This is a genomic window from Streptomyces sp. BR1 (assembly GCF_052373795.1).
Taxonomy (GTDB): Bacteria; Actinomycetota; Actinomycetes; order Streptomycetales; family Streptomycetaceae; genus Streptomyces.
Genome location: NZ_CM126252.1, coordinates 2348959 through 2371953, shown reverse-complemented (window position 1 = coordinate 2371953; position 22995 = coordinate 2348959). Strand labels below are relative to the sequence as shown.

Below are 22995 nucleotides of genomic sequence, written 5' to 3'. Positions count from 1 at the left end.
CCTGACGATCATGACGGGGACCACGGTTGTCAGTGGTCCCCGTTAGCCTCTCTGGGGTGCCCATCCTCACCGACCCCGAAGAGCTCAAAGAGCTCCTCGGCATCCCGTTCACCCCGGAGCAGACGGCGTGCATCACCGCCCCGCCCGCCCCGCAGGTCGTCGTGGCCGGCGCCGGGTCCGGGAAGACCACCGTGATGGCGGCCCGGGTGGTCTGGCTGGTCGGCACCGGGCAGGTCGCCCCCGAGCAGGTCCTCGGGCTCACCTTCACCAACAAGGCCGCGGGCGAGCTCGCCGAACGCGTGCGTACGGCCCTGGTCCGCGCGGGCATCACCGACCCGGACGTGATCGACCCGGACAACCCGCCGGGCGAGCCCCGCATCTCCACGTACCACGCCTTCGCGGGGCAGCTCCTCGCCGACCACGGCCTGCGCATAGGGCTCGAACCCACCTCGCGGCTGCTCGCCGACGCCACCCGCCACCAGCTCGCCGCGCGCGTGCTGCGCGAGGCCCCCGGCCCCTACCCCGCGCTGACCAAGTCCTTCGCCTCCCTGGTCAGCGATCTGCTGGCGCTGGACGCGGAGCTCGCCGAGCACCTCGTACGACCGGAGGCGCTGCGCGCGCACGACCGCGAGCTGCTGCGCGCGCTGGAGGGCGCGAAGCTCAGCAACGCCGATCTGCGCAAGGTGCCCGAGGCGGCCGAGGGAAGGCGGGAACTCCTCGACCTCACCGTCCGTTACCGGGATGCCAAGAAAAGCCGTGACCTCCTCGACTTCGGTGACCAGATCGCTCTCTCCGCCGAGCTGGCCCTGACCCGCCCCGAAGTCGGCGCGATCCTGCGCGACGAGTTCCGCGTCGTGCTGCTCGACGAGTACCAGGACACCTCGGTCGCCCAGCGCCGTCTGCTCGCCGCCCTGTTCGGCGAGGGCACCGGACACGCCGTGACGGCCGTCGGCGACCCCTGCCAGGCCATCTACGGCTGGCGCGGCGCCTCCGTGGCCAACCTCGACGACTTCCCGCGCCACTTCGCGTACGCGGACGGCCGCCCCGCCACCCGCCACTCGCTCAGTGAGAACCGCCGCAGCGGCGGCCGCCTCCTGGACCTCGCCAACTCGCTGGCCGCGCCCCTGCGCGCGATGCACGAGGGCGTCGAGGCGCTGCGCCCGGCGCCCGGCGCCGAGCGCGACGGCACCGTGCGCATCGCCCTGCTCGACACCCACCAGGAGGAGATCGACTGGCTCGCGGACTCCCTCGCGCATCTCGTACGCACCGGCAAGGAGCCCGGCGAGATCGCCGTCCTGTGCCGGACGGCGGGCGACTTCCCGCAGATCCAGGGCGCGCTCGTCGCGCGCGACATCCCCGTCGAGGTCGTCGGCCTCTCCGGGCTGCTCCACCTCCCCGAGGTCGCCGACCTGGTGGCCGTCTGCGAGGTCCTCCAGGACCCCGGTGCCAACGCCTCGCTCGTCCGCGTCCTGACCGGCCCCCGCTGGCGCATCGGCCCCCGCGACCTGGCCCTGCTCGGCCGCCGCGCCCGCCGACTGGTCAGCCGGGACAGGGCCGGGTCCGACGACCCGGACCAGCGGCTCGCGGACGCCGTCGAAGGCGTCGACCCCGCCGAGGTGATCTCCCTCGCGGACGCCCTCGACACGTTCCTGGAGGCGGCCGACGGCGAGGACGACGGGCTGCCGTTCTCCGCCGACGCGCGCGTCCGCTTCGCCCGGCTCGCCGCCGATCTGCGCGATCTGCGCCGCTCGCTCGCCGATCCGCTCATGGACGTACTCCACCGGGTCCTCACCGTGACCGGCCTGGAGGTCGAGCTCTCCGCCTCGCCGCACGCGCTGGCGGCCCGCCGCCGCGAGACCCTCGCCAACTTCCTGGACATAGCGGCCGGGTTCGCCGCCCTCGACGGCGAAGCCTCGCTCCTCGCCTTCCTCGGCTTCCTGCGCACCGCCGCCCAGTACGAGAAGGGCCTGGACAACGCCCTGCCCGGTGGCGAGAACACGGTGAAGGTGCTCACCGCCCACAAGTCCAAAGGACTTGAGTGGGACGTGGTCGCCGTCCCGGGCCTGGTCACCGGAACCTTCCCGTCCACTCAGCCGCGCGACGCCTGGACCGCCCAGGCCAAGGTCCTTCCGCACGCCCTGCGCGGCGACGCCCCGACGCTGCCGGGCACTCCGGAGTGGGACGCCAAGGGCCTCAAGGCGTTCAAGGAGGAGCTGAAGGAGCACCAGCACACGGAGGAACTGCGGCTGGGCTACGTCACGTTCACGCGCCCGCGCTCGCTGCTCCTCGGCTCGGGCCACTGGTGGGGCCCCAGCCAGAAGAAGAAGCGCGGCCCGTCCGAGTTCCTGCACGCCCTGTACGCCCACTGCGAGGCTGGCCACGGCGAGATCGAGGTCTGGGCCGACGAACCGGCCGAGGACGCCGAGAACCCCGCCCTGGGCGAGTCGGCCACCACGCACGCGTGGCCGCTCCCGCTCGACCCCACGTCCCAGGCACGCAGGCGTGCCGCGGCCGAGACGGTCCTGGCGTATCTGGACGCGGAGGGAGCGACCACCGCGGGCTCGCACTACGCGCGCGAGGAGCGGGAGTTCGCGCACGAGGACGACACCTACGAAGACGGGGTTTACGAGGGCGACGGCCACGAAGGGGCTGCCTTCGAGGACGGCGCCTTCGAGGACGGCGGCTACGAAGGCGATCCCTTCCCGCCGGACGACCTCGGCGACTTCGACTTCCCGCCGGACGACGGCACGGGCGACCTCGACGACCTGTCCGCCCTGGCGGACGACTGGGACGGACTCCCGACCCAGCGCCCGGCCCCGCCGCAGCCGCCCACGCACGACCAGGCACCTCACACGGCCCCCCCGCAGGCCCGCCCGCACTCCGACGTGCCCGTGCAGCACAGCCGCGCCGACGCCGACCCCGCGTACGCGCTCACCCCCGAGGAGCGCCGCGCCATCGCCTCCTGGGACCGCGACCTGGAGGCGCTCACCACCGAGCTCCGCCGCTCCCGCGCCGGCACCCGTGACGTTCCGGTGCCGTCCTCGCTCACCGCCTCCGAGCTGCTGCAGCTCGCCGCCGACCCCGACGGCTTCGCCCAGGAGCTGGCCCGCCCGATGCCGAAGCCGCCGCAGCCCGCGGCCCGCCGGGGCACCCGGTTCCACGCCTGGGTGGAGTCCCGGTTCGAGGAGCTGCCGCTGCCCATGCTCGGCCCCGACGAGCTCCCCGGCGGCGACGACACCGACGCAGACATCGCTGACGAGCGCGATCTGGCCGCCCTCAAGGAGGCCTTCGAGCGCTCCCCGTACGCGCGACGCACCCCGCTCCGCACCGAAGCGCCGGTCCAGCTCACGCTCGCGGGCCGGGTGATCCGCGGCCGTATCGACGCGGTGTACGCGGGCGAGGCGCCGGGCACGTACGAGATCGTCGACTGGAAGACCGGCCGCGGCGCCACCGGCGACCCCCTCCAGCTCGCCGTCTACCGCCTCGCCTGGGCCGAGCAGCACGGCGTCCCGCTCGAATCCGTCACGGCCGCCTTCCTCTACGTACGTACCGGGGAGACCGTGCGTCCGGCGCGCCTGCCCGGCCGCGCCGAGCTGGAACGGATCCTGCTGGGCGAGGGCAAGCACGCGCGCGAGGGCGGCACGGAAGGCGGCCACGCGCGCGAGGCGGCCGTCCTCGCGTCCCCGCAGGGCCGGGCCGGGGCACCGGCGGACATGCCACCACCAGCGGCCGGATAGGCTCAATGGCATGAGCGAGACCCCGGACAGCGCCGTCCAGACCGCAGTCGACGCGACCGTACGCGCGTACATCGAGCAGCACCGCGCCGCCTTCCTCGACGACCTCGCCGAGTGGCTGCGGATCCCGTCCGTGTCGGCCCAGCCCGAACACGACGCCGACGTACGGCGCAGCGCCGACTGGCTCGCCGCCAAGCTCAAGGAGACCGGCTTCCCGGTCACCGAGGTCCTCGAAACCCCCGGCGCCCCGGCCGTCTACGCCGAGTGGCCCTCCGGCGACCCCGAGGCCCCCACCGTGCTCGTCTACGGCCACCACGACGTGCAGCCCGCCGCGCGCGAGGACGGCTGGCACACCGAGCCGTTCGAGCCGGAGCTGCGTGACGGGCGGCTGTACGGGCGTGGCGCGGCGGACGACAAGGGCCAGGTGTTCTTCCACACCCTGGGCGTCCGCGCGCATCTGGCCGCCACCGGCCGCACCGCTCCCGCCGTCAACCTGAAGCTGCTCATCGAGGGCGAGGAGGAGTCCGGTTCGCCGCACTTCCGCGCCCTCGTGGAGGCGCACGCGGACCGGCTCGCCGCCGACGCCGTGATCGTCTCCGACACCGGCATGTGGTCGCAGAACACACCTACGGTGTGTACGGGTATGCGCGGCCTCGCCGAGTGCGAGATCCGGCTGTACGGGCCGGACCAGGACATCCACTCCGGCTCCTTCGGCGGCGCCGTGCCCAACCCGGCCACCGCCGCCGCCTGTCTGGTCGCGGCGCTGCACGACGCCGACGCGCGCGTCACCGTGCCCGGCTTCTACGACGGCATCGCCGAACTGACGGACGCCGAGCGGGAGCTCGTGGCCGAGCTGCCCTTCGACGAGGACGAGTGGCTGCGGACCGCCAAGTCGCGCGCACCCCACGGCGAAGCCGGGTACTCCACGCTCGAACGCGTCTGGGCCCGGCCGACCGCCGAGGTCAACGGCATCGGCGGCGGCTACCAGGGCCCCGGCGGCAAGACGATCATCCCGTCGTCGGCGATGGTGAAGCTGTCCTTCCGCCTCGTCGCAGGGCAGGACCCGGACCGCATCGAGAAGCTGGTCACGGAGTGGGCCGCGACCCAGGTGCCGGACGGCATCCGGCACGAGATCGCCTTCAGCGCGGGCACGCGCCCGTGCCTGACGCCGCTGGACCACCCGGCCCTGCAGTCGGTCGTACGGGCCATGGGCCGCGCCTTCGGGCAGAAGATCCGCTTCACGCGCGAGGGCGGCTCGGGACCCGCCGCCGACCTCCAGGACGTACTCGGCGCGCCGGTGCTCTTCCTGGGGATCTCCGTGCCGTCCGACGGCTGGCACGCGCCCAACGAGAAGGTCGAGATCGACCTCCTGCTCAAGGGCGTCGAGACCACGGCCCACCTGTGGGGCGACCTCGCGGCCGTACGCACGTGAACCACAAGGTCTCAAGACCTTGTGGCCGCGCGGTCCACGGCCCGCACCGAAGCACCACCGCTGAACGAACACCGCTGAACCCATCCACCCGGGGGAGTTGGAAGCACCTGTGAGCACCACCAGCACCACCAGCAGTGACGCCACCGCGGACCGGCCGATCGGGCTCACCACGCCCATCAGCCTCACCGAGCCCAGCGACATCGACCGCGCGGCGCACCACCGCCTGGACGAGGCCTGGCTGGCGGCGGCCTGGAGCCACCCGTCGACCAGGGTCTTCGTGGTCTCCGGCGGGCAGGTACTGATCGACGACACCGCCGACGGCCGGACAGAACTCGTGATGACCCCGGCCTTCGAGGCCCCGGTCACCGAGACCCACCGCTACTTCCTGGGCACCGACGACGACGGCGTCAGCTACTTCGCGCTGCAGAAGGACTCCCTGCCGGGCCGCATGGACCAGTCCGCGCGCGCCGCCGGGCTGCGCGAGGCGGGGCTGCTGCTCTCGCCCCGCGACGCGGGCCTGATGGTCCACGCCGTCGCCCTGGAGAACTGGCAACGGCTGCACCGTTTCTGCTCGCGTTGCGGCGAGCGCACGGTCATCGCGGCCGCCGGCCACATCCGGCGCTGCCAGGCGTGCGGCGCCGAGCACTACCCGCGTACCGACCCGGCCGTGATCATGCTGGTCACGGACGAGGAGGACCGCGCGCTGCTCGGCCGCCAGGTGCACTGGCCGGAGGGCCGCTTCTCGACGCTCGCGGGTTTCGTCGAGCCCGGCGAGTCCATCGAGCAGTCGGTGCGCCGCGAGGTCTTCGAGGAGGCGGGCGTCACCGTCGGCGAGGTCGAGTACGTCGCCAGTCAGCCCTGGCCGTTCCCGTCCAGCCTGATGCTCGGCTTCATGGCGCACGCCACGTCGTCCGAGATCAACGTGGACGGCGAGGAGATCCACGAGGCCCGTTGGTTCTCCCGCGAGGACCTGCGCGCCGCCTTCGAGTCCGGCGAGGTGCTGCCCCCGTTCGGCATCTCGATCGCGGCCCGCCTCATCGAGCTCTGGTACGGCAAGCCCCTGCCGAAGCCCACGCACTGAGGACCGGAACAGTCCGTACGCAAAAGGCCCCCACCGGTGCGGTGGGGGCCTTCGTACGCGCGCGTTGACCGGGTCAAGGCAGACGCGTAACGGCAAAAGCAGTGCGGATCAGACGCCGATCTTCTGCTTGACCTGGGCGAGCGACGGGTTCGTGAGGGTCGAGCCGTCGGCGAAGAGCACGGTCGGAACCGTCTGGTTGCCGCCGTTCGCCTTCTCGACGAAGGCCGCCGAGTCCGGGTCCTGCTCGATGTTGATCTCGTTGTACGCGATGCCCTCGCGGTCCATCTGGCTCTTCAGCCGGCGGCAGTAGCCGCACCACGTGGTGCTGTACATCGTCACAGTGCCCGGCATGCTCTCGCACTCCTCATGTTCGGCTGGATGGGTGAACGTCAAGGGATTGAACGTACGCGACCGGGGCGCCATTCCCGCATTAGTACGATGAATCTCACCCCCTGTGGACAACGCGTCCCGTCCGCCTCCACCGACCTGGCAGCATGGTCGGGTGACAGCAGCAACGCACTCCTCCCTCTTCCCACAGGTCCCCGACTCGGCGGACGCGGTGCTCGACGGGCTCGACCCCGAGCAGCGCGAGGTCGCGACGGCCCTGCACGGACCGGTGTGCGTGCTGGCAGGAGCCGGCACGGGCAAAACGCGCGCGATCACCCACCGGATCGCGTACGGAGTGCGGGCCGGAATACTGCACCCCGGCAGTGTGCTGGCCGTCACCTTCACCAACCGCGCCGCAGGCGAGATGCGCGGCCGGCTCCGCCAGCTCGGCGCGGGCGGCGTCCAGGCCCGCACCTTCCACTCCGCCGCCCTGCGCCAGCTCCAGTACTTCTGGCCCAAGGCGGTCGGCGGCGAGCTGCCCCGGCTCGTCGAGCGGAAGGTCCAGCTGGTCGCCGAGGCGGGCGCCCGCTGCCGCGTCCGGCTCGACCGCAACGAACTGCGCGATGTCACCAGCGAGATCGAATGGGCCAAGGTCACCCAGACCGTCCCCGCCGACTACCCGGCCGCGGTCGCCAAGTCCCTGCGCGACGCCCCGCGCGACCCCGCCGAGATCTCCCAGATCTACGCGACGTACGAAGAGCTCAAGCGCGACCGGGGAGTGATCGACTTCGAGGATGTGCTGCTCCTCACAGTCGGCGTGCTCCAGGACCGGCACGACATCGCCGAACAGATCCGCAGCCAGTACCAGCACTTCGTGGTCGACGAGTACCAGGACGTCAGCCCCCTCCAGCAGCGCCTCCTGGAGCTGTGGCTCGGCGACCGCGACAGCCTCTGCGTCGTCGGCGACGCCAGCCAGACGATCTACTCGTTCACCGGCGCCACCCCCGACCACCTGCTGAACTTCCGCACCCGCCACCCCAACGCGACGGTCATCAAGCTCGTCCGGGACTACCGGTCGACACCCCAGGTCGTCCACCTCGCCAACGGCCTGCTCGGCCAGGCGCGCGGCCGCGCCGCCGAACACCGCCTGGAGCTCGTCTCCCAGCGCGAGCCGGGCCCCGAGCCGCTCTACACGGAGTACGTGGACGAGCCCGCCGAGGCCGAGGGCACGGCCCGGCGCATCCGCGACCTCATCGCCTCCGGGATCTCGGCCGGCGAGATCGCCGTGCTCTACCGGATCAACGCCCAGTCGGAGATCTACGAGCAGGCCCTGGCCGACGCGGGCGTGCCCTACCAGCTGCGCGGCGCCGAGCGGTTCTTCGAACGGCCGGAAGTGCGCGAGGCGGGCGTGGCCCTGCGCGGCGCCGCCCGAGCAGGCGGCAACGACTCGCTGCTCGACGACGCCGTCGACCTGCCGTCCCAGGTGCGCGCCGTCCTCGGCACCAAGGGCTGGACCTCCCACCCGCCGGCTGGTTCGGGCGCGGTGCGCGACCGCTGGGAATCGCTGGCGGCGCTGGTCCGGCTGGCGGAGGACTTCGCGCGTGCCAAGACCGGCGCGACCCTCTCCGACCTGGTCGCCGAGCTCGACGAACGCGCCGCCGCCCAGCACGCGCCGACCGTCGAGGGCGTCACCCTCGCCTCACTGCACGCCGCCAAGGGCCTGGAGTGGGACGCGGTCTTCCTGGTCGGCCTCACCGAAGGCATGATGCCGATCACTTACGCGAAGACCGACGAGCAGGTCGAGGAGGAGCGGCGCCTGCTGTACGTCGGCGTCACCCGCGCCCGGGTGCACCTCACCCTGTCCTGGTCCCTCTCGCGGGCCCCGGGCGGCCGCCCCTCGCGACGCCCCAGCCGCTTCCTGAACGGCCTGCGGCCGGGCTCCGCAGCGCTCGGCGCCCGGTCGACGGCCGGCGGCGGGACGGCCGGCATCGAGCGCGGCCCCGCCCGCAAGCGGACCCGACGCGGCCCGGTCCTGTGCCGGGTGTGCGGAAAGACGCTCACCGAAGCCGGCGAGATGAAGCTGATGCGCTGCGAGGACTGCCCCTCGGACATGGACGAGGGCCTGTACGAGCGGCTGCGCGACTGGCGGGCCGGCCAGGCGAGCGCGCTGGGGCAGCCGCCCTACTGCGTGTTCACCGACAAGACGCTGATGGCGATCGCCGAGGCCGTGCCGTCCACCGGCGGGGAGCTCGCGGTGATCTCCGGGGTCGGCGCCCGCAAGCTGGACCGGTTCGGCACCGACGTCCTGGCCATCTGTGCAGGTCAGGAGCTTGTGGGAGACGACGATGAAGGTTCCTGAAAACTCGTCGAAAAAATAGTTTGCGCCCGCCCCAGGAATCCCCATAGGTTCTTAACCACGGAAACAGCGGCTTCTCAGAGGCCCTGCGGCCGTGTTCTACTTGCTGTACTTATCCGAATACGCATGGGATCAAGGCCCCCGGGCCGAGCTCCCCGAGACGCCGAGAGGAGGCGAGACCAGTGACCAGCTTCATGAACTTCACCAGCTTCAGCACCGCCAAAATGACCGATCGCTCGGTCGTCGTCACCTGCCCGCTCGGCTCTTCGTTCCAGGGCACCGGTCTGTCCACCGGCGTCTCCGGTCTGCTCGGCCTCTCGGTCGTCATTCCGTCCTCCCTGGCGAAGCTCCCCGTGCGTAACGGCAATGAGCGACCGACCCAGGCACCGGAAGCAGTAGTGGCGAAGGAGCGGGCCCAGGCCTATGCCTTCGCAGCGGCCGGTGCCGGAGCCGAGAAGAAGACGACGCAGCACCACACGATGTGGGCCTTCCGTGGGCTCGAACCCTGGAGTGATCCAGCCTGATCCAGGATCAGGCAGGCGCCTTCAGGGCCGCGGAACCCCACCAGGGATCCGCGGCCCTTCTGTTTGTCCCCGAACAGGGACGACAGCGCGAAGGGGTCTCGGTACCAGCCGAAACCCGGCCGACCGGCCGGACCGACAACAAGACGAGGAAGAAAAACACCGTGCAACTCGAAGCGCACGCCCCGTCCGTACCGCCCGCCCAGACGATCCCCCCGCCCGGTCTCACGGAGGACCCCGCCTTGACTCCCCTCACCGCGCTCACCGCGCTCGACGACGCCATCGAGAACCTCGGCGTGCCCGTCCCCTGCCGCTCGTACGACCCGGAGGTCTTCTTCGCCGAGTCCCCGGCAGACGTCGAGTACGCCAAGTCCCTCTGCGCCACCTGCCCGCTGGTCGAGGCCTGCCTCGCCGGCGCCAAGGAGCGGCGCGAGCCGTGGGGCGTCTGGGGTGGCGAGCTCTTCGTCCAGGGTGTGGTCGTGGCCCGCAAGCGGCCGCGTGGTCGCCCGCGCAAGAACCCGGTCGCGGCATGAACCGCCCGGGAACCATCGACCGCCCCCTCACGAACGACCCCCAGAAGCAGGCCCCGATGACGACGTCCGCCACTGAGCCCATGGGCTCCGCGACCCCAGACTTCACCACCACCGGCGCGAACGCCTCGCGCCAGAACAGGACCCTCGAAATGCAACTCATGCCAGAAGCCCTGGCCCGTGCCCATATGCACGAGCGCCTGCGGGAAGCCGAGGTCGAGCGACAGGCCCTGCGCCTGCTCGCCGCCCGGCGCATGCAGCGCCGCGCCGAGCGCGTGTCGATGCGTGCCCGCCGCGCCCTGGCCATGGCCGTCATGCAGTAACGGCCGTACCACCGGGCAGCGCAAGCAGTAACGAATCAGCCCGCGGGGGCCGGTCCGAACGGACCGGCCCCCGCGGTGCGTTGTGTCCGCGCAACCACCGGCCGCGGCGGTATCGTCACGAAATGGACGACCCGACTCAACCGGTTGCCGAGACCGTTGTGTGCTCGCGCTGCGGCACGCCCGCCGAGAGCACTCCGCCGACCTGGACCTACTCCGTCGAGAACGGCACCCGTCTCTACTTCTGTGACGCATGCGCACGCGCCAACATCAGGGCGATCGAGAGCCGGCTGGACTCTGTGTGGTGGTGAACGGGGGGGGTGGGGCCCCTCCCCTCCCCCCCCCGCCCCCCGCGCACCCCACAGCCCGGCCTGGCCCCGGCCCTAGGCCCCAGCGGGCTGCTCGTCCTCCTCGCCGTCCAGCTCGTCCAAGTCCTCCGGGACTTCGGGCAGGAACCCCGGAACCCATTCCTCCAGCTCGTCCCGCAGCCGTACCGTCGCGTCCAGCTGGCACAGCACCCCGATGGTGGAGAGCGTCACCCGGTGTATCAGGAGATACGAGGGCGGCAGGTTGAGCTGCTTGCCCAGTTGGTGGGCGGGGGAGCGGGGGTCGGCGATCCTGGCTGCCTGGCCGCGCATCCAGGATCGGGTGAAGGTGAACTCCTCGGCCTGTGCGGGCTCGATGATCGGCAGCAGATAGTCGAGTACCGCGTCCGGGTCGAGGTCTATCGACTCCTTGACGAAGCCTTCGTCGCACAGCAGCCCGTAGACCGCTTCCGCGTCACCCTCCAGGGTCATCCGCAGGGAGTCGCCGATCGTCTGCGGCAGCCCGCCCGGCAGTCGGTCGACCGTGCCGAAGTCCAGCACCCCCAGTCGGTACTCGCCGCCTTCCTTCTCGGGCGGCAGCAGTCGGAAGTTGCCCGGATGCGGGTCCGCGTGGAGCAGTCCGGTCCGGGCGGGGCCCGAGAAGAGGAATCTCGCCAGCAGCTGGCCCGCCCGGTCGCGCTGCTCGGGCGTTCCGTCGGCGATCACCTCGGAGAGCGGCGTGCCGTCGATCCACTCCGTCACCAGCACCTGGTCGCGCTGGTGCACCACATCGGGCACCACCACATCCGGGTCGTCGGCGAACTCCGCCGCGTGCTCCCGCTGGGCGCGCGCCTCCAGTTCGTAGTCCAGCTCCTCGGAGACCCGGTCGCGCAGCTCGGAGATGAGCGGCTTGATGTCCATTCCGGGAATCAGAGGTCCGAGCAGCCGGGCGAACCGGCTGAGCTGGGTCAGGTCCGAGAGCAGTGCCTCGCCGGCGCCCGGGTACTGCACCTTGACCGCGACCTCGCGCCCGTCGTGCCAGACGGCCCGGTGCACCTGGCCGATCGACGCGGCGGCTGCCGGCTTCTCCTCGAACTCCAGAAACAACTCCCGCCAGTTAGGCCCGAGCCGCTCCGCGAGCACGGCGTGCACCGTGCGGGTCGGCATGGGCGGGGCCGCTTCCTGCAGCTTGGTCAGCGCCGCCCGGTAGGGCCCGGCGACCTCTTCGGGCAGTGCCGATTCGAAGACGGACATGGCCTGCCCGAACTTCATCGCCCCGCCCTTCAGTTCGCCCAGGACCTTGAAGAGCTGTTCGGCGGTGCGCTGTTGCAGCTCCCTGCCGACGATCTCCGCGGACTTGCCGCCGATCCTCTTGCCCAGCCCCCAGGTGGCACGGCCGGCGAAGCCAAGTGGCAGCGCGGCCAACTTGGCGGTCCGGGTGACCGCCTTCCGGGGAAGATCAGACATACGCCCCTCCAATTCCCAGCCGGCCGTGCCGCGGGTGCCTTGCGGCAGTGCGTCGTTGACAGCGGTTACCGGGCCATTGTGTCCTGCGGCTGCTCGCCCCCCGAGGCGTCCTCCCCTTCAGTGTTCCCGCCCGCGCCGCAGGAGCAGTCGAGGCGCGCCCTGACGCGTTCGGGGCGCCAGCCGAGGAGCGGCAGCGATGTCTCCCAGCGTGTGCCCGTACTCGCCGGGAGGTCGCCGTCCAGGAAGGCCAGCGCGTGGGCCGCCGCCAGGCCGGCGACCGCCGTCGCGAGCGCGACGTCGCAGGCAGGTACGGCCCCCTCGCGGCGGCCCGAGCGCCATTGCGCCAGCATCCGGGGCCAGCCCGGGTCGTGCTCGGCGCGGGTGAGCGCCAGGCATCCGGCGCACCCGGTGCCGCCCGGTAGAACGAGTGGGCCCACAAGGCCCGTTGTCTCCACAACTCCCGCGTACAGGTGGGGGATTCCCGCCGCCAGCCACTCCTCGGCGGTGGCCGGATCCGGTGCGTACACCTCAAGGCCGTCCCTCGGGGCCACCACGATCAGTGACAGGCCGGGCGGGTCGGCGCACTCGTCGGCGCGGGGCGGGCGGCCCGGCGCCGCGCTGCGCACCAGCCGCTTCGCCGCCGGGGCCCGCCGCTCGCCGACCGCCTCCTCGGGCAGCGCGCCGGGCGCGACGTCCCACGGCCGGACCGTCCCGCCGTCCAGCACGTCCACCCGGCCCACTCCCGCCGCGGCGAGCACGGAGGCGATCGTCGCCCCGACGCGGCCCGCGCCGCGCACCTGGACCCGTAAGGACCTGCGGGTGGCCAGCCGCCGTGCGCCGCCGCCGGGTTCCCGGTGGACCAGGGAGAGCGAGGCGAGATCGGATCTGGTCCGGTCGAAGGCGTCGGTCCGTTCGCGCAGTGCGTCGGCCGCCGGGCCTCCGGCCGTCGGATCGTCGAGGACACCGGCCGTCGTCAACCGCTCGACCATCGCGTCCACTTGGCCGGGCGACAGGTCCACGGCTCTGGCTTCCTCGTACAGCAGTGGCAGTCCGCGTGTGCCGTCGAGGAGGCCGAGGAAGCTTCCTGTCGCCGTGTCCACCGGCGACACCACCACCGCTCGTGCGGGGGTGACCCCGAACTGCACGGTGTTCCGGTTCCGCCATGCCCGGCGCAGTGCCGGCTTCACCATCGGATGCATGTCAACCCCCGCTGTCCTGCCTTGTCGTGTGTTGTCCTGACCGGGCCCGGTCGGCCGTGTGTCGGCCCAGGTCTCCGTCCGGTCACGATTTTCGTGTGATCCGTTGCCAGAATGACTGCCGCGGCGGACGGGCGGGAGAAGTTATCCACAGGGGCGGGGTATTAGTCGTTCAAATGGTGCCCGCCCTGAATGGATCATGGGCCAACCCTTCCGGAGGCGGGACTTCCCCCACTGACAGCGGGTAACGTCGGGGCGTGCCCGCCGACCCACTGCAGAGTGCCGGAAGCCCGCCACGCAGTCCGACAAGTCCGCCGCCCCGCGGTCATGCGACGAGCGCGGTCGAGGTGCGCAGAAGCACCCGGCGCAGCAGGACGGTCTCGGCGTACCGCGAGGGCGACCGCACCATCGTCCTGATTCCGGCCCGGATGTCCGAGGCCGAGGAGCAGCGCTGGGTGAGCGTGATGCTCGACAAGCTCGCCGCCCAGGAGAGCAAGCGGATGCTCGGCGACGCGGAACTGACCGAGCGCGCCGAGCGGTTGTCGGACCTGTACTTCGATGGCCGGGCCCGTCCGGCGTCGGTGCGCTGGGTGACCAACCAGAACACCCGCTGGGGCTCGTGCACCCCGGCGGAGGGCAGCATCCGCCTCTCGCACCGGCTGCAGGGGATGCCCGAGTACGTACTCGACTATGTGCTCGTGCATGAACTGGCGCATCTGTTGGTGCCGGGGCACGGACCGCGGTTCTGGCGGCTCCTGGAGGCGTATCCCCGTACCGAGCGTGCGCGCGGATACCTCGAAGGAGTGGTCGCGGCCGACCGGCTTCCGTATCTGCCCGCCGCCCGCAGTGAGTGATCTCCCCGATTGTGTACCGAACGCGTACCGGACGCCGACCGGTTTGGCCGGTTGTCGCAGGCAGCCGCTAGCCTGGCGCGACCAATCACACTCGGGATGGGGGACGGTCGTTACGCATGGCCAGGGAATTCCAACGCGGCCACAAGGCCAGGATCAGTGATCTGACGGCGGGGACGGATCTGTATGTGGGCGTGCAGATCGCCGCCCCCGGACTGACCTTCGACATCAGCTGCTTCGGCCTCGACGCGAACGAGCAGCTCTCCGACGACCGGTACTTCGTCTTCTTCAACCAGCCCAAGTCGCCCGAGGAGTCCATCCAGCTGCTCGGCCCGCAGGCCGGTGACACCGAGTCGTTCCGCGTCACCCTGGACCGCGTCCCGGCCCACATCCAGAAGCTCTCCTTCACCGCGACGATCGACGGCGCGGGCCAGATGTCCCAGATCGGACCGGGGTACATCCGGGTCGTCGCCGGTGGCGAGGAGGTCGCGAGATACGCGTTCACGGGCGCCGAGTTCAGCACCGAACGCGCCGTCATGCTGGGCGACTTCTACGTGAAGGACGTCTGGCGGTTCGCGGCCGTGGGCCAGGGCTTTGACGGCGGCCTTGAGGCGCTGCTGAAGAACTTCGGCGGCGAGGTCGCCGAGGAGGAGCCGGTGGCGGCGCCGCAGCCGCAGGGCGCCACTCCGGGCTTCGCCCCGCCCGCGCAGACGGCTCCGCCCGCGCAGGCGCCCGTGCAGGCGCCCGCGACCGCGCAGCCCGCGCCCCAGTTCGGCGCCCCGCCTGCCCCGCCTGCCCCGCCGCAGCCCCAAGCCCCGCAGCCGTCCGCGCAGTTCGGCGCCCCGGCCCCGGTTCCGGCGCAGCAGCACTACACGCCCCCGCCGGGGGCAACGCCACCCCCGGCGCCGCCCGCGCCCAGCCCGCAGATCCACGCGGCGCCGACCATCGCCGCGCCGATGACGTTTGTGCCGGGCACCGTCCCGCCCCCGGCCCCGGCCCCGCCCGCCCCGTACGGACAGCCCCAGCAGCCCTCGTCCGGGCAGGTCCCGGGTCAGTACCCCGGTCAGGTCCCGCCGCCCGGCGCGCCCGCCCCGTACGGGCAGCCCGCGCCCTACGGCCAGCCCGCCGACTACGGGCAGCAGCCCGGCTTCCCGCAGGGGATGCCGCCGCAAGGGATGCCGCAGTCCGGTGGCGGGCTCGCGGGGGCCATGCAGCTGTACAAGGAAGTGCCCACCGGGCAGCGCTGGGCCTCGCAGAACAAGCAGCTCGTCCGCGTCGACCTCGGCATCGGCGGCACTCCGGTGCTGGCCCGCCAGGGCAGCATGGTGATGTACCAGGGCAAGGTCGACTTCGGTTACAAGGGCGCCGGTTTCGCCGGGCGGCTCGTCGGCCACGCGACCGGCCAGGAGATGCAGCTGATGCGCTGCACCGGCCGCGGCCAGGTCTTCCTCGCCGAGAACAGCGCCTATCTGCACCCCATCGAGCTCCAGGGCGACGGCATCTGCGTCTCCGCCGAGCGCGTCCTCGCGTTCGACGAGTCCCTTCAGTACGAGGTCCGCCGCATCGAGGGCCACGGGCTGCCCGGCGGCGCGCTGTTCACGATGCAGTTCCAGGGCACCGGAACGATCGTGGTGATGACCCACGGCACCCCCGTCGTCCTGCCGGTCACCCCGACCACGTTCGCCGACAGCGACGCGATCGTGGCGTGGTCGTCCGCCTCGCAGGTGATCGTCTCCAGCCAGGTCAGGCTGCGCCGCAACGCCTATCCGGGCGACAGCGGCGAGTCCGTCAACCTGCAGTTCCGGGGCGCGCCCGGGAACTTCATCGTCGTCCAGCCGTACGAGGTCTGAGGGAGCCCGGCCAATGAACCAGCAACTCGCGGGCTATGCCCCCACCCCCGTCGCCGCCCGGATGGAGAACCACGGCAGTGCCATGCTGAAGGTGGCCATGGCCACCGGAGCGGACCTCTTCGCGCGCGTGGGCTCGATGGTCGCCTACGAAGGCTTCATCCAGTACGAGCCGAACCCGCCCGCCGTACGCCAGATCGCCCGCGACTGGATCACCGGCGAGGGCGCCCCGCTGATGAAGTGCACCGGCGACGGGCTGCTCTACCTCGCCGACTACGGGGCGAACGTCGTCGTCATCCATCTGAACAACGACGCTCTCTCCGTCAACGGCACCAATGTGCTGGCCTTCGACGCGAGCCTTCAGTGGGGCGTCGAGCGGGTCAAGGGCCTCGCCAAGTTCGCAGGCCAGGGCCTGTTCAACGTGAAGATCTCCGGCACCGGGTGGGTCGCGCTCACCTCGCGCGGCACGCCCGTCGTCGTCGACTGCGGCAGCGGCGAGGACGAGACGTACGTCGACCCGGACGCCCTGGTCGCCTGGTCCCCGAACCTCAAGGTCAAGGGCAAGCGCAGCTTCAAGGCGTCCTCGCTGATCGGCCGGGGCAGCGGAGAGGCGTACCAGATGGCCTTCTCGGGCCAGGGCATCGTCGTCGTACAGCCGAGTGAGGACAGCACCGACCGCCTGCGGGCCCGGGGCTGAGGGGAGCGAACACACCATGCAGAGCCCGCTTTTCAGCTACACCGAGCAGCAGTCGCAGGAGCGCTACAGCGCGCAGAACGCGCAGCTGCTGCGTGTGGTGCTCACCGGCCATGACGACATCCTCGCCCGCAAGGGCTCGATGGTCGCCTACCAGGGGCTGATGGAGTTCGACGGCGAGTACGTGTCCAGCGGCCACCAGAGCGCGCGTGCCAACACGGGCGAGGGCCTGGACCTGATGCGCGTCTCCGGTCAGGGCACCGTCTACCTGGCCAATCTCGCCCAGCACGTCCACGTAGTGGACGTGGACCGCGACGGGCTGACCGTGGACGGCGGTTACGTCCTGGCGATGGACTCCTCGCTGCACTACGAGGTCATCGCCGTCGACAGCCAGTACGGCATCTCGGGCACCGGCAAGTTCCAGCTCAACATCACGGGTACCGGCAAGGTCGTCCTGATGACGTCGGGTCAGCCGCTGATGCTCCAGGTCACGCCGGACAAGTACGTCAACGCGGACGCCGACGCGATCGTGGCCTGGTCCACCTCGCTGCGGGTGCAGATGCAGGCCCAGACGCACTCCACGGGCGTGTGGCGGCGGCGCGGCAACACGGGCGAGGGCTGGGAGCTCAGCTTCCTCGGCCAGGGCTTCGCGCTGGTCCAGCCCAGCGAGGTGCTGCCGCCGCAGAACGCGGTGATCGGCCAGGGCCTGCGGGCCCAGTACGGCATGGGGCAGCAGGGCGTCCACGCCCAGAACCAGGGCAACGCCTGGAGCTGATCCGGTCGGCAGCGATGGGTAAGGGGCGGTCGTCCATGGCGACCGCCCCTTACCCGTGTCCTCAATGCGCCCCGAGAGCGCCCGGCTTCACAGCCGGGCCCGGGTCGCCTCCAACAGCCGTACGACCGACTCGTCGGCCACCGACGCCACCTCGTCGTACGCGAACCAGCGCAGGTCCAGGGACTCGTCGCTGATCGCCTCGACGGCGTCCGCCGGGGCCAGCGCCGCGTACTGCACGTCCAGGTGCCAGTGGCACGGCGCCGGGATCGGGTGCCGGTCGAGGCGGACCGGGCCGCCCGGCAGCAGCGTGAGACCGGCGATCCCGGACTCCTCGGTGGCCTCGCGCAGCGCGGCGGCGGCCACCGAGACATCACCGGGCTCGCAGTGGCCGCCCATCTGGAGCCACATGTTGAGCTTCTTGTGCAGCGTCAGCAGGACCCGGCCGCGTGCCGGGTCGACGACCAGCGCGCTCGCCGTCAGATGCCCGGCCCCGCACGCCTTCCACATGCCGTCGTCGTGCGCCGCGAGATGGTCCAGGTACAGCCGGCGCAGCTCCGGCTGGTCCTCGTACGACTTCAGTACGAGGACCGCGTCTTCGTGCAGGCTCACTTCTCGGATTCGCCCTTGCCGTCGGTCCCGTCGTCCTTCTTGGGCTCGTCCGCCTTCGGCTCGTCCTTGGTCAGCGACGGACCGTTCTGCTGGGCCGCCTCGCCGAGCATCTTGTCGATCTCCGAGAAGTCGAGCTGCTCGCGGTGGACGAAGCCGTCCGGGTCGTCCAGGTCCGAGGCGGTCGGCAGCATGTCCGGGTGCTCCCAGAGGTCGTCGCGACCGTCGACGCCGCGCGCGTCCGTGAGCGAGGCCCACAGGCGCGAGGCGTCCCGCAGCCGGCGCGGGCGCAGCTGGAGGCCGATCAGGGTGGCGAAGGTCTGCTCGGCCGGACCACCGGTCGCGCGGCGGCGGCGCAGCGTCTCGCGCAGCGCGTCGGCCGACGTGAGGCGGGGCTTCGCGGCCTCGTGGACCACCGCGTCCACCCAGCCCTCCACCAGCGCCAGGGCCGTCTCCAGACGGGCCAGGGCGGCCTTCTGCTCCGGGGTGTCCTCCGGCTGGAACATGCCCTGCTGGAGGGCTTCCTGGAGCTGCTCGGGGTTGGACACGTCGAGCTGGCCCACCGCGTCCTCCAGCTTCGCGGTGTCGACCTTGATCCCGCGCGCGTAGCCCTCGACCGCGCCGAACAGGTGCGAGCGCAGCCACGGCACATGGGCGAAGAGCCGCTGGTGAGCGGCCTCGCGCAGGGCCAGATAGAGCCTGACCTCGTCCTTGGGGACGCCCAGGTCCTTGCCGAACACCTCGATGTTCAGCGGCAGCAGCGCGGCCTTGCCGGCCGGGCCGAGCGGCAGACCGATGTCGGTCGAGCCGACGACCTCGCCCGCGAGGACGCCCACGGCCTGGCCGATCTGCTGGCCGAACATGGCGCCGCCCATGGAGCGCATCATGCCGATCAGCGGGCCCGCCATGGCCTGCATCTCCTCGGGCAGCACGCCGCCCATGGCCGCGCCGACGCGCTCGGCGACCGGGTCGACGAGCTCCTTCCAGGCCGGCTGGGTCGCCTCGACCCACTCGGCACGGCTCCACGCGACGGCGGTCGACGCGCCCGAGGGCAGCGACGTCACCCCGTCCAGCCACAGGTCCGCCAGGCGCACGGCCTCCTCGACGGCGGCGCGCTCGGCCGGGCCGACGCTCTCGTCCTTGGTGCCGTCCGCGGTGCCCTGGGCCACCGTCTGACGCGCGATCTGCTTGGCCATGTCCCAGTTCACGGGACCGCCCTCGTAGCTGAGCATCTGGCCGAGCTGCTGGAACGCCGCTCCCAGGTCGTTCGGGTTCAGCGAACCGAACATCGCCGCGAACGGGTTGTCCGCGCCGCCGGCCCCGGCGCCGAACCCGAACGGATTCGCCGGGCCGCCCTGGTTGCCCTTGCCCTTCTCCTTGCCCTCGTCGCCGTTCTCCGGCTCCTCCGGCGGAAGGCCGAATCCGAATGGGTTGTCACTCACGGGTTTCCTCGGCTCCTAGGGCCGTCGACTGCTGTCGACGGCGACTGCCCAACACCTACCAGCGTAGACATCCGCGCCGGATAAGGGCTCGGTGCTCCGCCGACTCTCGGCCTGCGGCAGGATGGACGTCACCTGGTCCGTACGCGTCATTCGTGTACGTACTGAAGACAACCGCTGGAGACGCCCGGTGAGTTCCCCAGATCCGCAGGTTCGCGCAGCGCGAAACCATTCCCCCTCCGCAGCGCGGGGTCCCGTCGTCGCGGTCACCGGTGCCGCGGCCGGGATCGGCGCCCTGCTGACCGCGCGGCTCGCCGCGTCCGAGGAGGTCAAGCAGGTCATCGCCATCGACGAGCGCCGGGGCGAGGTCTCCGAGGCCACCTGGCACATCCTGGACGTGCGCGACCCGGCGATCGCCGAGAAGCTGCGCGGCGCCGATGTCGTCGTGCACCTGGCGCTCGATCTCGACCTGGAGACCGACGCGGCCGCCCGGACCGCGTACAACGTACGCGGCACCCAGACCGTGCTGACCGCCGCGGCCGCCGCAGGCGTCCACCGGGTGGTGCTGTGCACCTCCGCGATGGTCTACGGGGCGCTGCCCGACAACGACATCCCGCTCTCCGAGGACGCCGAGCTGCGGGCCACCGCCGAGGCGACCGGGGTCGGCGACCTGCTGGAGATCGAGCGCCTGGGGCGGCGTGCGCCGCGCGCCCACCCCGGCCTGAACGTGACCGTGGTGCGGCCCGCCGTCCTGGTCGGCGGCACGGACACGGCGCTGACCCGCTACTTCGAGTCGCCGCGCCTCCTGGTGGTCGCCGGATCCCGGCCGACCTGGCAGTTCTGCCATGTCGAGGACCTGTGCAGCGCGCTGGAGTACGCGGCTCTGGAGAAGGTCGACGGGGAGTTCGCGGTCGGCTGCGACGGCTGGCTGGAGCAGGAGGAGGTCGAGGAGCTGAGCGGCATCCGGCGCATGGAGCTCCCCTCGGCGGTCGCGCTCGGGGCCGCCGCACGGCTGCACCGGATCGGGCTCACCCCGTCCCCGGCGGGCGACCTCGCGTACACGATGCACCCCTGGGTGGTCAGCGTCGGAAGGCTGCACGACGCGGGCTGGCGGCCGCAGTGGACCAACGAGGAGGTCCTCGCGGAACTCCTCGAAGAGGTCGCCGGCCGGCACACCGTGGCGGGCCGCCGCCTCGGCCGCAAGGACGCCACCGCCGCCGGCGCCGCCGGTGCGACGGTCGCCCTGCTCGGCGCGGCCGCCGTGGTCCGCAGGGCCCGCAAGCGGCGAGGTCTGTAAGAGCTCCGTAGGAGGGTCTGTAGAACCCTCCTACGGAGGGTCGGGGCGACCGGGCGAAAGATCTATTACGCGATGTCAGTGCCGTACGGCACGATGGACTCATGGCACGCACGTACCCCGAGCACCCCGGCGAGCAGGCGGCGCAGGACCCGATCCGGCTGCTGGCGATCCGCGACACCCCGCTCTCCCTGGACGAGGTGTTCTCCGCGGCGGGCGACAGCGCCGCGGGCGGCACCGCGCTGTTCGTCGGCACCGTGCGCGATCACGACGGCGGCGCCGACGTGGACGCGCTCGGGTACTCCTGCCACCCAACGGCCGAGGCGGAGATGCGCCGAGTGGCCGAGAAGGTCGTGGCGAAGTTCCCGGTCCGGGCGCTCGCGGCCGTCCACCGTGTGGGCGATCTGGCGGTGGGCGATCTGGCGGTCGTCGTCGCGGTCTCCTGCCCGCACCGCGCGGAGGCCTTCGAGGCCTGCCGCATGCTGATCGACGACCTGAAACACGAGGTCCCGATCTGGAAGCACCAGCAGTTCTCGGACGGAACCGAGGAGTGGGTCGGGGCCGGCTGACCCCTCCCGCTCGCCACTATCGGGTGGCCCGGAGCCACCGACGGGTGAACGGGCAGGTCGTGGCGGCTGTCTGAAACCCTGTCGGGGGGATCCGCCCCGATTTGCGTAACCGCACCCCGGCCCCGAGCGTTGACCTTGCAGAGGGTTAATCTGCTGATCTGTCAGCTGCGGCCGGCCTGTGGGGTGCGGTCGCTCATCGGGGACGGGAGGACGGAATGGCTGCACTCACGTGGCTGCTGATTCCGCTTTTCGCTGCTGTCGGCGCGGCGATATGGGCGAGCTGGGCAGCTCGCAATCGCACGGCCGGCGACGTCGCGGAACTCGCCGGGTACAACAGGTTCCGAGATGCGATGGACAAATCCGGCTCCGGAACCGAGCCCGTCTGACCCCCTCCAGCGCCTTCTGAGCGCCCCGGCCCGTACGCGGATGTCCACGCTCCCCGGACGGACCGGCCCCGGCGGTGCACTGACAGACACGTCCCGTACTGTCGTTCCATGCCACGCCGCACCGCGACGATGCTCGCCTCCACCTTGATCCTGATCGCGCTGCTCTGCGCAGGCGTCCTCATCAAGGTGCCGTACTCGGAGATGTCGCCCGGCCCCACGGTGAACACCCTCGGCGAGGCGCGCGGCGAGCCCGTGCTGCAGATCACCGGACACAAGACCTACCCCACGACCGGTCATCTCAACATGACGACGGTCCGGGTCACCGGTGCGAACTACAACATGAACCTGGTCGAGGCCGTCTACGGCTGGCTCTCCCACGACAACAAGGTCGTGCCGCACGACACCCTCTACCCGGACGGCAAGACCGAGCAGCAGTCCTCGCAGGAGAACGCCGAGGAGTTCAGCCAGTCGCAGGAGAGCGCCAAGGTCGCCGCCCTCAACGAGCTGAAGATCCCGGTGAAGAGCCGCGTCATCGTGGCGTCGGTGGTCAAGGGCAGCCCGGCCGAGGGCAAGCTGCACGCGGGCGATGTGATCAAGTCCGTCGACGGTGCGGCCGTCAAGGACCCGGCGGACGTGGCGAAGCTGGTCACCAAGCACAGCCCGGGCCAGAACGCGGTGTTCACGGTCATCCCCGCCAAGGACGCGGCCGCCGCCGAGAAGGCGGGCAAGGAGCCCGAGGGCTCCGAGAAGGTCACCATCACCACCGCGAAGGCCAAGGACGGCGACCGTGCGGTCGTCGGCATCCAGGCCGGGACCGACCACACCTTCCCGTTCTCCATCGACATCAAGCTCTCCGACGTCGGCGGCCCGAGCGCGGGTCTGATGTTCGCCCTCGGCATCGTCGACAAGCTCACCCCCGGCGATCTGACCGGCGGCAAGTTCGTCGCGGGCACCGGCACCATCGACGACAGCGGCAAGGTCGGCCCGATCGGCGGCATCGAGCTGAAGCTGATCGGCGCGCGCAACGCGGGCGCCCGCTACTTCCTCACCCCCGGCGAGAACTGCGCGGCTGCCGCCTCGGACACGCCCAGCGGGCTGACCCTGGTCAAGGTCGGAACCATCGGCGACGCCACCAAGGCGCTGGAGAAGATCCGCACGGGGGACACGGCCGGTCTGCCGAGCTGCTCGGCGAAGTGACCGGGCGCGCCCTCCACACGCGCGTGGCTGCGGTTACTGCGGTGACGGAGTAACCGCAGCCAGAGCGT

Annotated in this window: 21 protein-coding genes; 16 read left to right on the top strand and 5 right to left on the bottom strand. The window is 71.6% G+C overall.

The genetic code is table 11. The features are described 5' to 3' along the window. Positions 1 to 26: 26 nt before the first annotated feature. The 3 genes from ACT1U9_RS09965 (at position 27) to nudC (ending at position 6247) form a co-directional block, all read left to right on the top strand. Positions 27 to 3737, top strand: a complete 3711-nt coding sequence (locus ACT1U9_RS09965; RefSeq protein WP_444537985.1) for a UvrD-helicase domain-containing protein — start codon at positions 27 to 29, stop codon at positions 3735 to 3737. Between the two features lie 10 nt (positions 3738 to 3747). Continuing rightward, positions 3748 to 5166: a dipeptidase gene (locus ACT1U9_RS09960; protein ID WP_444537984.1), complete on the top strand. Its 1419-nt coding sequence runs from the start codon at positions 3748 to 3750 to the stop codon at positions 5164 to 5166. Positions 5167 to 5263: 97 nt separating this feature from the next. Beyond that, positions 5264 to 6247, top strand: a complete 984-nt coding sequence (nudC, locus tag ACT1U9_RS09955) for an NAD(+) diphosphatase (RefSeq protein ID WP_188276014.1) — start codon at positions 5264 to 5266, stop codon at positions 6245 to 6247. A 108-nt stretch (positions 6248 to 6355) separates the two neighbouring features. Here nudC and ACT1U9_RS09950 read toward each other — a convergent pair whose 3' ends face one another. Beyond that, positions 6356 to 6598: a mycoredoxin gene (locus ACT1U9_RS09950; protein ID WP_361430620.1), complete on the bottom strand. Its 243-nt coding sequence runs from the start codon at positions 6596 to 6598 to the stop codon at positions 6356 to 6358. A 151-nt stretch (positions 6599 to 6749) separates the two neighbouring features. On the opposite strand from ACT1U9_RS09950, the gene ACT1U9_RS09945 reads away from it, so the two are divergent. The 5 genes from ACT1U9_RS09945 to ACT1U9_RS09925 all read left to right on the top strand — a co-directional run bounded on the left by ACT1U9_RS09945 (position 6750) and on the right by ACT1U9_RS09925 (position 10612). Beyond that, entirely contained in the window at positions 6750 to 8933 is a 2184-nt protein-coding gene (locus tag ACT1U9_RS09945; RefSeq protein WP_444537983.1) for an ATP-dependent DNA helicase UvrD2, read from the top strand. 179 nt (positions 8934 to 9112) lie between these two features. After that, the gene (locus ACT1U9_RS09940; RefSeq protein WP_444537982.1) at positions 9113 to 9454 is read left to right on the top strand and encodes a hypothetical protein; all 342 of its coding nucleotides are present in this window, start codon (positions 9113 to 9115) and stop codon (positions 9452 to 9454) included. A gap of 161 nt (positions 9455 to 9615) precedes the next feature. Beyond that, on the top strand, positions 9616 to 9984 hold the full coding sequence (locus ACT1U9_RS09935; RefSeq protein WP_188276011.1) for a WhiB family transcriptional regulator: 369 nt from the start codon (positions 9616 to 9618) through the stop codon (positions 9982 to 9984). Beyond that, positions 9981 to 10304 (top strand): hypothetical protein, encoded by a 324-nt coding sequence (locus tag ACT1U9_RS09930; RefSeq protein ID WP_444537981.1) that lies wholly within the window; start codon positions 9981 to 9983, stop codon positions 10302 to 10304. Before ACT1U9_RS09935 ends, ACT1U9_RS09930 begins: the two co-directional genes overlap by 4 nt. 122 nt (positions 10305 to 10426) lie before the next feature. Beyond that, positions 10427 to 10612: a hypothetical protein gene (locus ACT1U9_RS09925; RefSeq protein WP_444537980.1), complete on the top strand. Its 186-nt coding sequence runs from the start codon at positions 10427 to 10429 to the stop codon at positions 10610 to 10612. Between the two features lie 72 nt (positions 10613 to 10684). Here ACT1U9_RS09925 and ACT1U9_RS09920 read toward each other — a convergent pair whose 3' ends face one another. Both ACT1U9_RS09920 and ACT1U9_RS09915 read right to left on the bottom strand, forming a co-directional pair. After that, positions 10685 to 12073, bottom strand: a complete 1389-nt coding sequence (locus ACT1U9_RS09920; protein ID WP_444537979.1) for an ABC1 kinase family protein — start codon at positions 12071 to 12073, stop codon at positions 10685 to 10687. A gap of 65 nt (positions 12074 to 12138) precedes the next feature. Further along, positions 12139 to 13272: a ThiF family adenylyltransferase gene (locus ACT1U9_RS09915; RefSeq protein WP_444537978.1), complete on the bottom strand. Its 1134-nt coding sequence runs from the start codon at positions 13270 to 13272 to the stop codon at positions 12139 to 12141. A gap of 254 nt (positions 13273 to 13526) precedes the next feature. On the opposite strand from ACT1U9_RS09915, the gene ACT1U9_RS09910 reads away from it, so the two are divergent. The 4 genes from ACT1U9_RS09910 to ACT1U9_RS09895 all read left to right on the top strand — a co-directional run bounded on the left by ACT1U9_RS09910 (position 13527) and on the right by ACT1U9_RS09895 (position 17436). Next, positions 13527 to 14123, top strand: a complete 597-nt coding sequence (locus ACT1U9_RS09910) for a M48 metallopeptidase family protein (protein ID WP_444537977.1) — start codon at positions 13527 to 13529, stop codon at positions 14121 to 14123. A 116-nt stretch (positions 14124 to 14239) separates the two neighbouring features. Then, positions 14240 to 15970 carry a TerD family protein gene (locus ACT1U9_RS09905; protein WP_444537976.1) on the top strand — a complete coding sequence of 577 codons (1731 nt, stop codon included), beginning with the start codon at positions 14240 to 14242 and terminating at the stop codon, positions 15968 to 15970. Between the two features lie 13 nt (positions 15971 to 15983). After that, positions 15984 to 16664, top strand: coding sequence for an AIM24 family protein (locus ACT1U9_RS09900; RefSeq protein WP_444537975.1), 681 nt, complete (start codon positions 15984 to 15986; stop codon positions 16662 to 16664). Positions 16665 to 16680: 16 nt separating this feature from the next. Further along, positions 16681 to 17436, top strand: coding sequence for an AIM24 family protein (locus ACT1U9_RS09895; RefSeq protein WP_444537974.1), 756 nt, complete (start codon positions 16681 to 16683; stop codon positions 17434 to 17436). A gap of 87 nt (positions 17437 to 17523) precedes the next feature. On the opposite strand, the gene ACT1U9_RS09890 is transcribed toward ACT1U9_RS09895, so the two are convergent. Together ACT1U9_RS09890 and ACT1U9_RS09885 are read right to left on the bottom strand one after the other, a co-directional pair. Next, positions 17524 to 18045: an NUDIX hydrolase gene (locus ACT1U9_RS09890; protein WP_444537973.1), complete on the bottom strand. Its 522-nt coding sequence runs from the start codon at positions 18043 to 18045 to the stop codon at positions 17524 to 17526. Further along, entirely contained in the window at positions 18042 to 19484 is a 1443-nt protein-coding gene (locus ACT1U9_RS09885; protein ID WP_444537972.1) for a zinc-dependent metalloprotease, read from the bottom strand. The genes ACT1U9_RS09890 and ACT1U9_RS09885 overlap by 4 nt, the downstream gene beginning before the upstream one ends. A gap of 187 nt (positions 19485 to 19671) precedes the next feature. Between ACT1U9_RS09885 and ACT1U9_RS09880 the strand changes: the two genes are divergently transcribed. The 4 genes from ACT1U9_RS09880 (at position 19672) to ACT1U9_RS09865 (ending at position 22927) form a co-directional block, all read left to right on the top strand. Next, the gene (locus tag ACT1U9_RS09880) at positions 19672 to 20778 is read left to right on the top strand and encodes an SDR family oxidoreductase (protein WP_188276000.1); all 1107 of its coding nucleotides are present in this window, start codon (positions 19672 to 19674) and stop codon (positions 20776 to 20778) included. Between the two features lie 101 nt (positions 20779 to 20879). Next, the gene (locus ACT1U9_RS09875; protein WP_444537971.1) at positions 20880 to 21344 is read left to right on the top strand and encodes a molybdenum cofactor biosynthesis protein MoaE; all 465 of its coding nucleotides are present in this window, start codon (positions 20880 to 20882) and stop codon (positions 21342 to 21344) included. A 215-nt stretch (positions 21345 to 21559) separates the two neighbouring features. Further along, positions 21560 to 21730 carry a hypothetical protein gene (locus ACT1U9_RS09870; protein WP_444537970.1) on the top strand — a complete coding sequence of 57 codons (171 nt, stop codon included), beginning with the start codon at positions 21560 to 21562 and terminating at the stop codon, positions 21728 to 21730. Positions 21731 to 21838: 108 nt separating this feature from the next. Next, on the top strand, positions 21839 to 22927 hold the full coding sequence (locus ACT1U9_RS09865) for a YlbL family protein (protein WP_444537969.1): 1089 nt from the start codon (positions 21839 to 21841) through the stop codon (positions 22925 to 22927). Positions 22928 to 22995 lie beyond the last annotated feature (68 nt).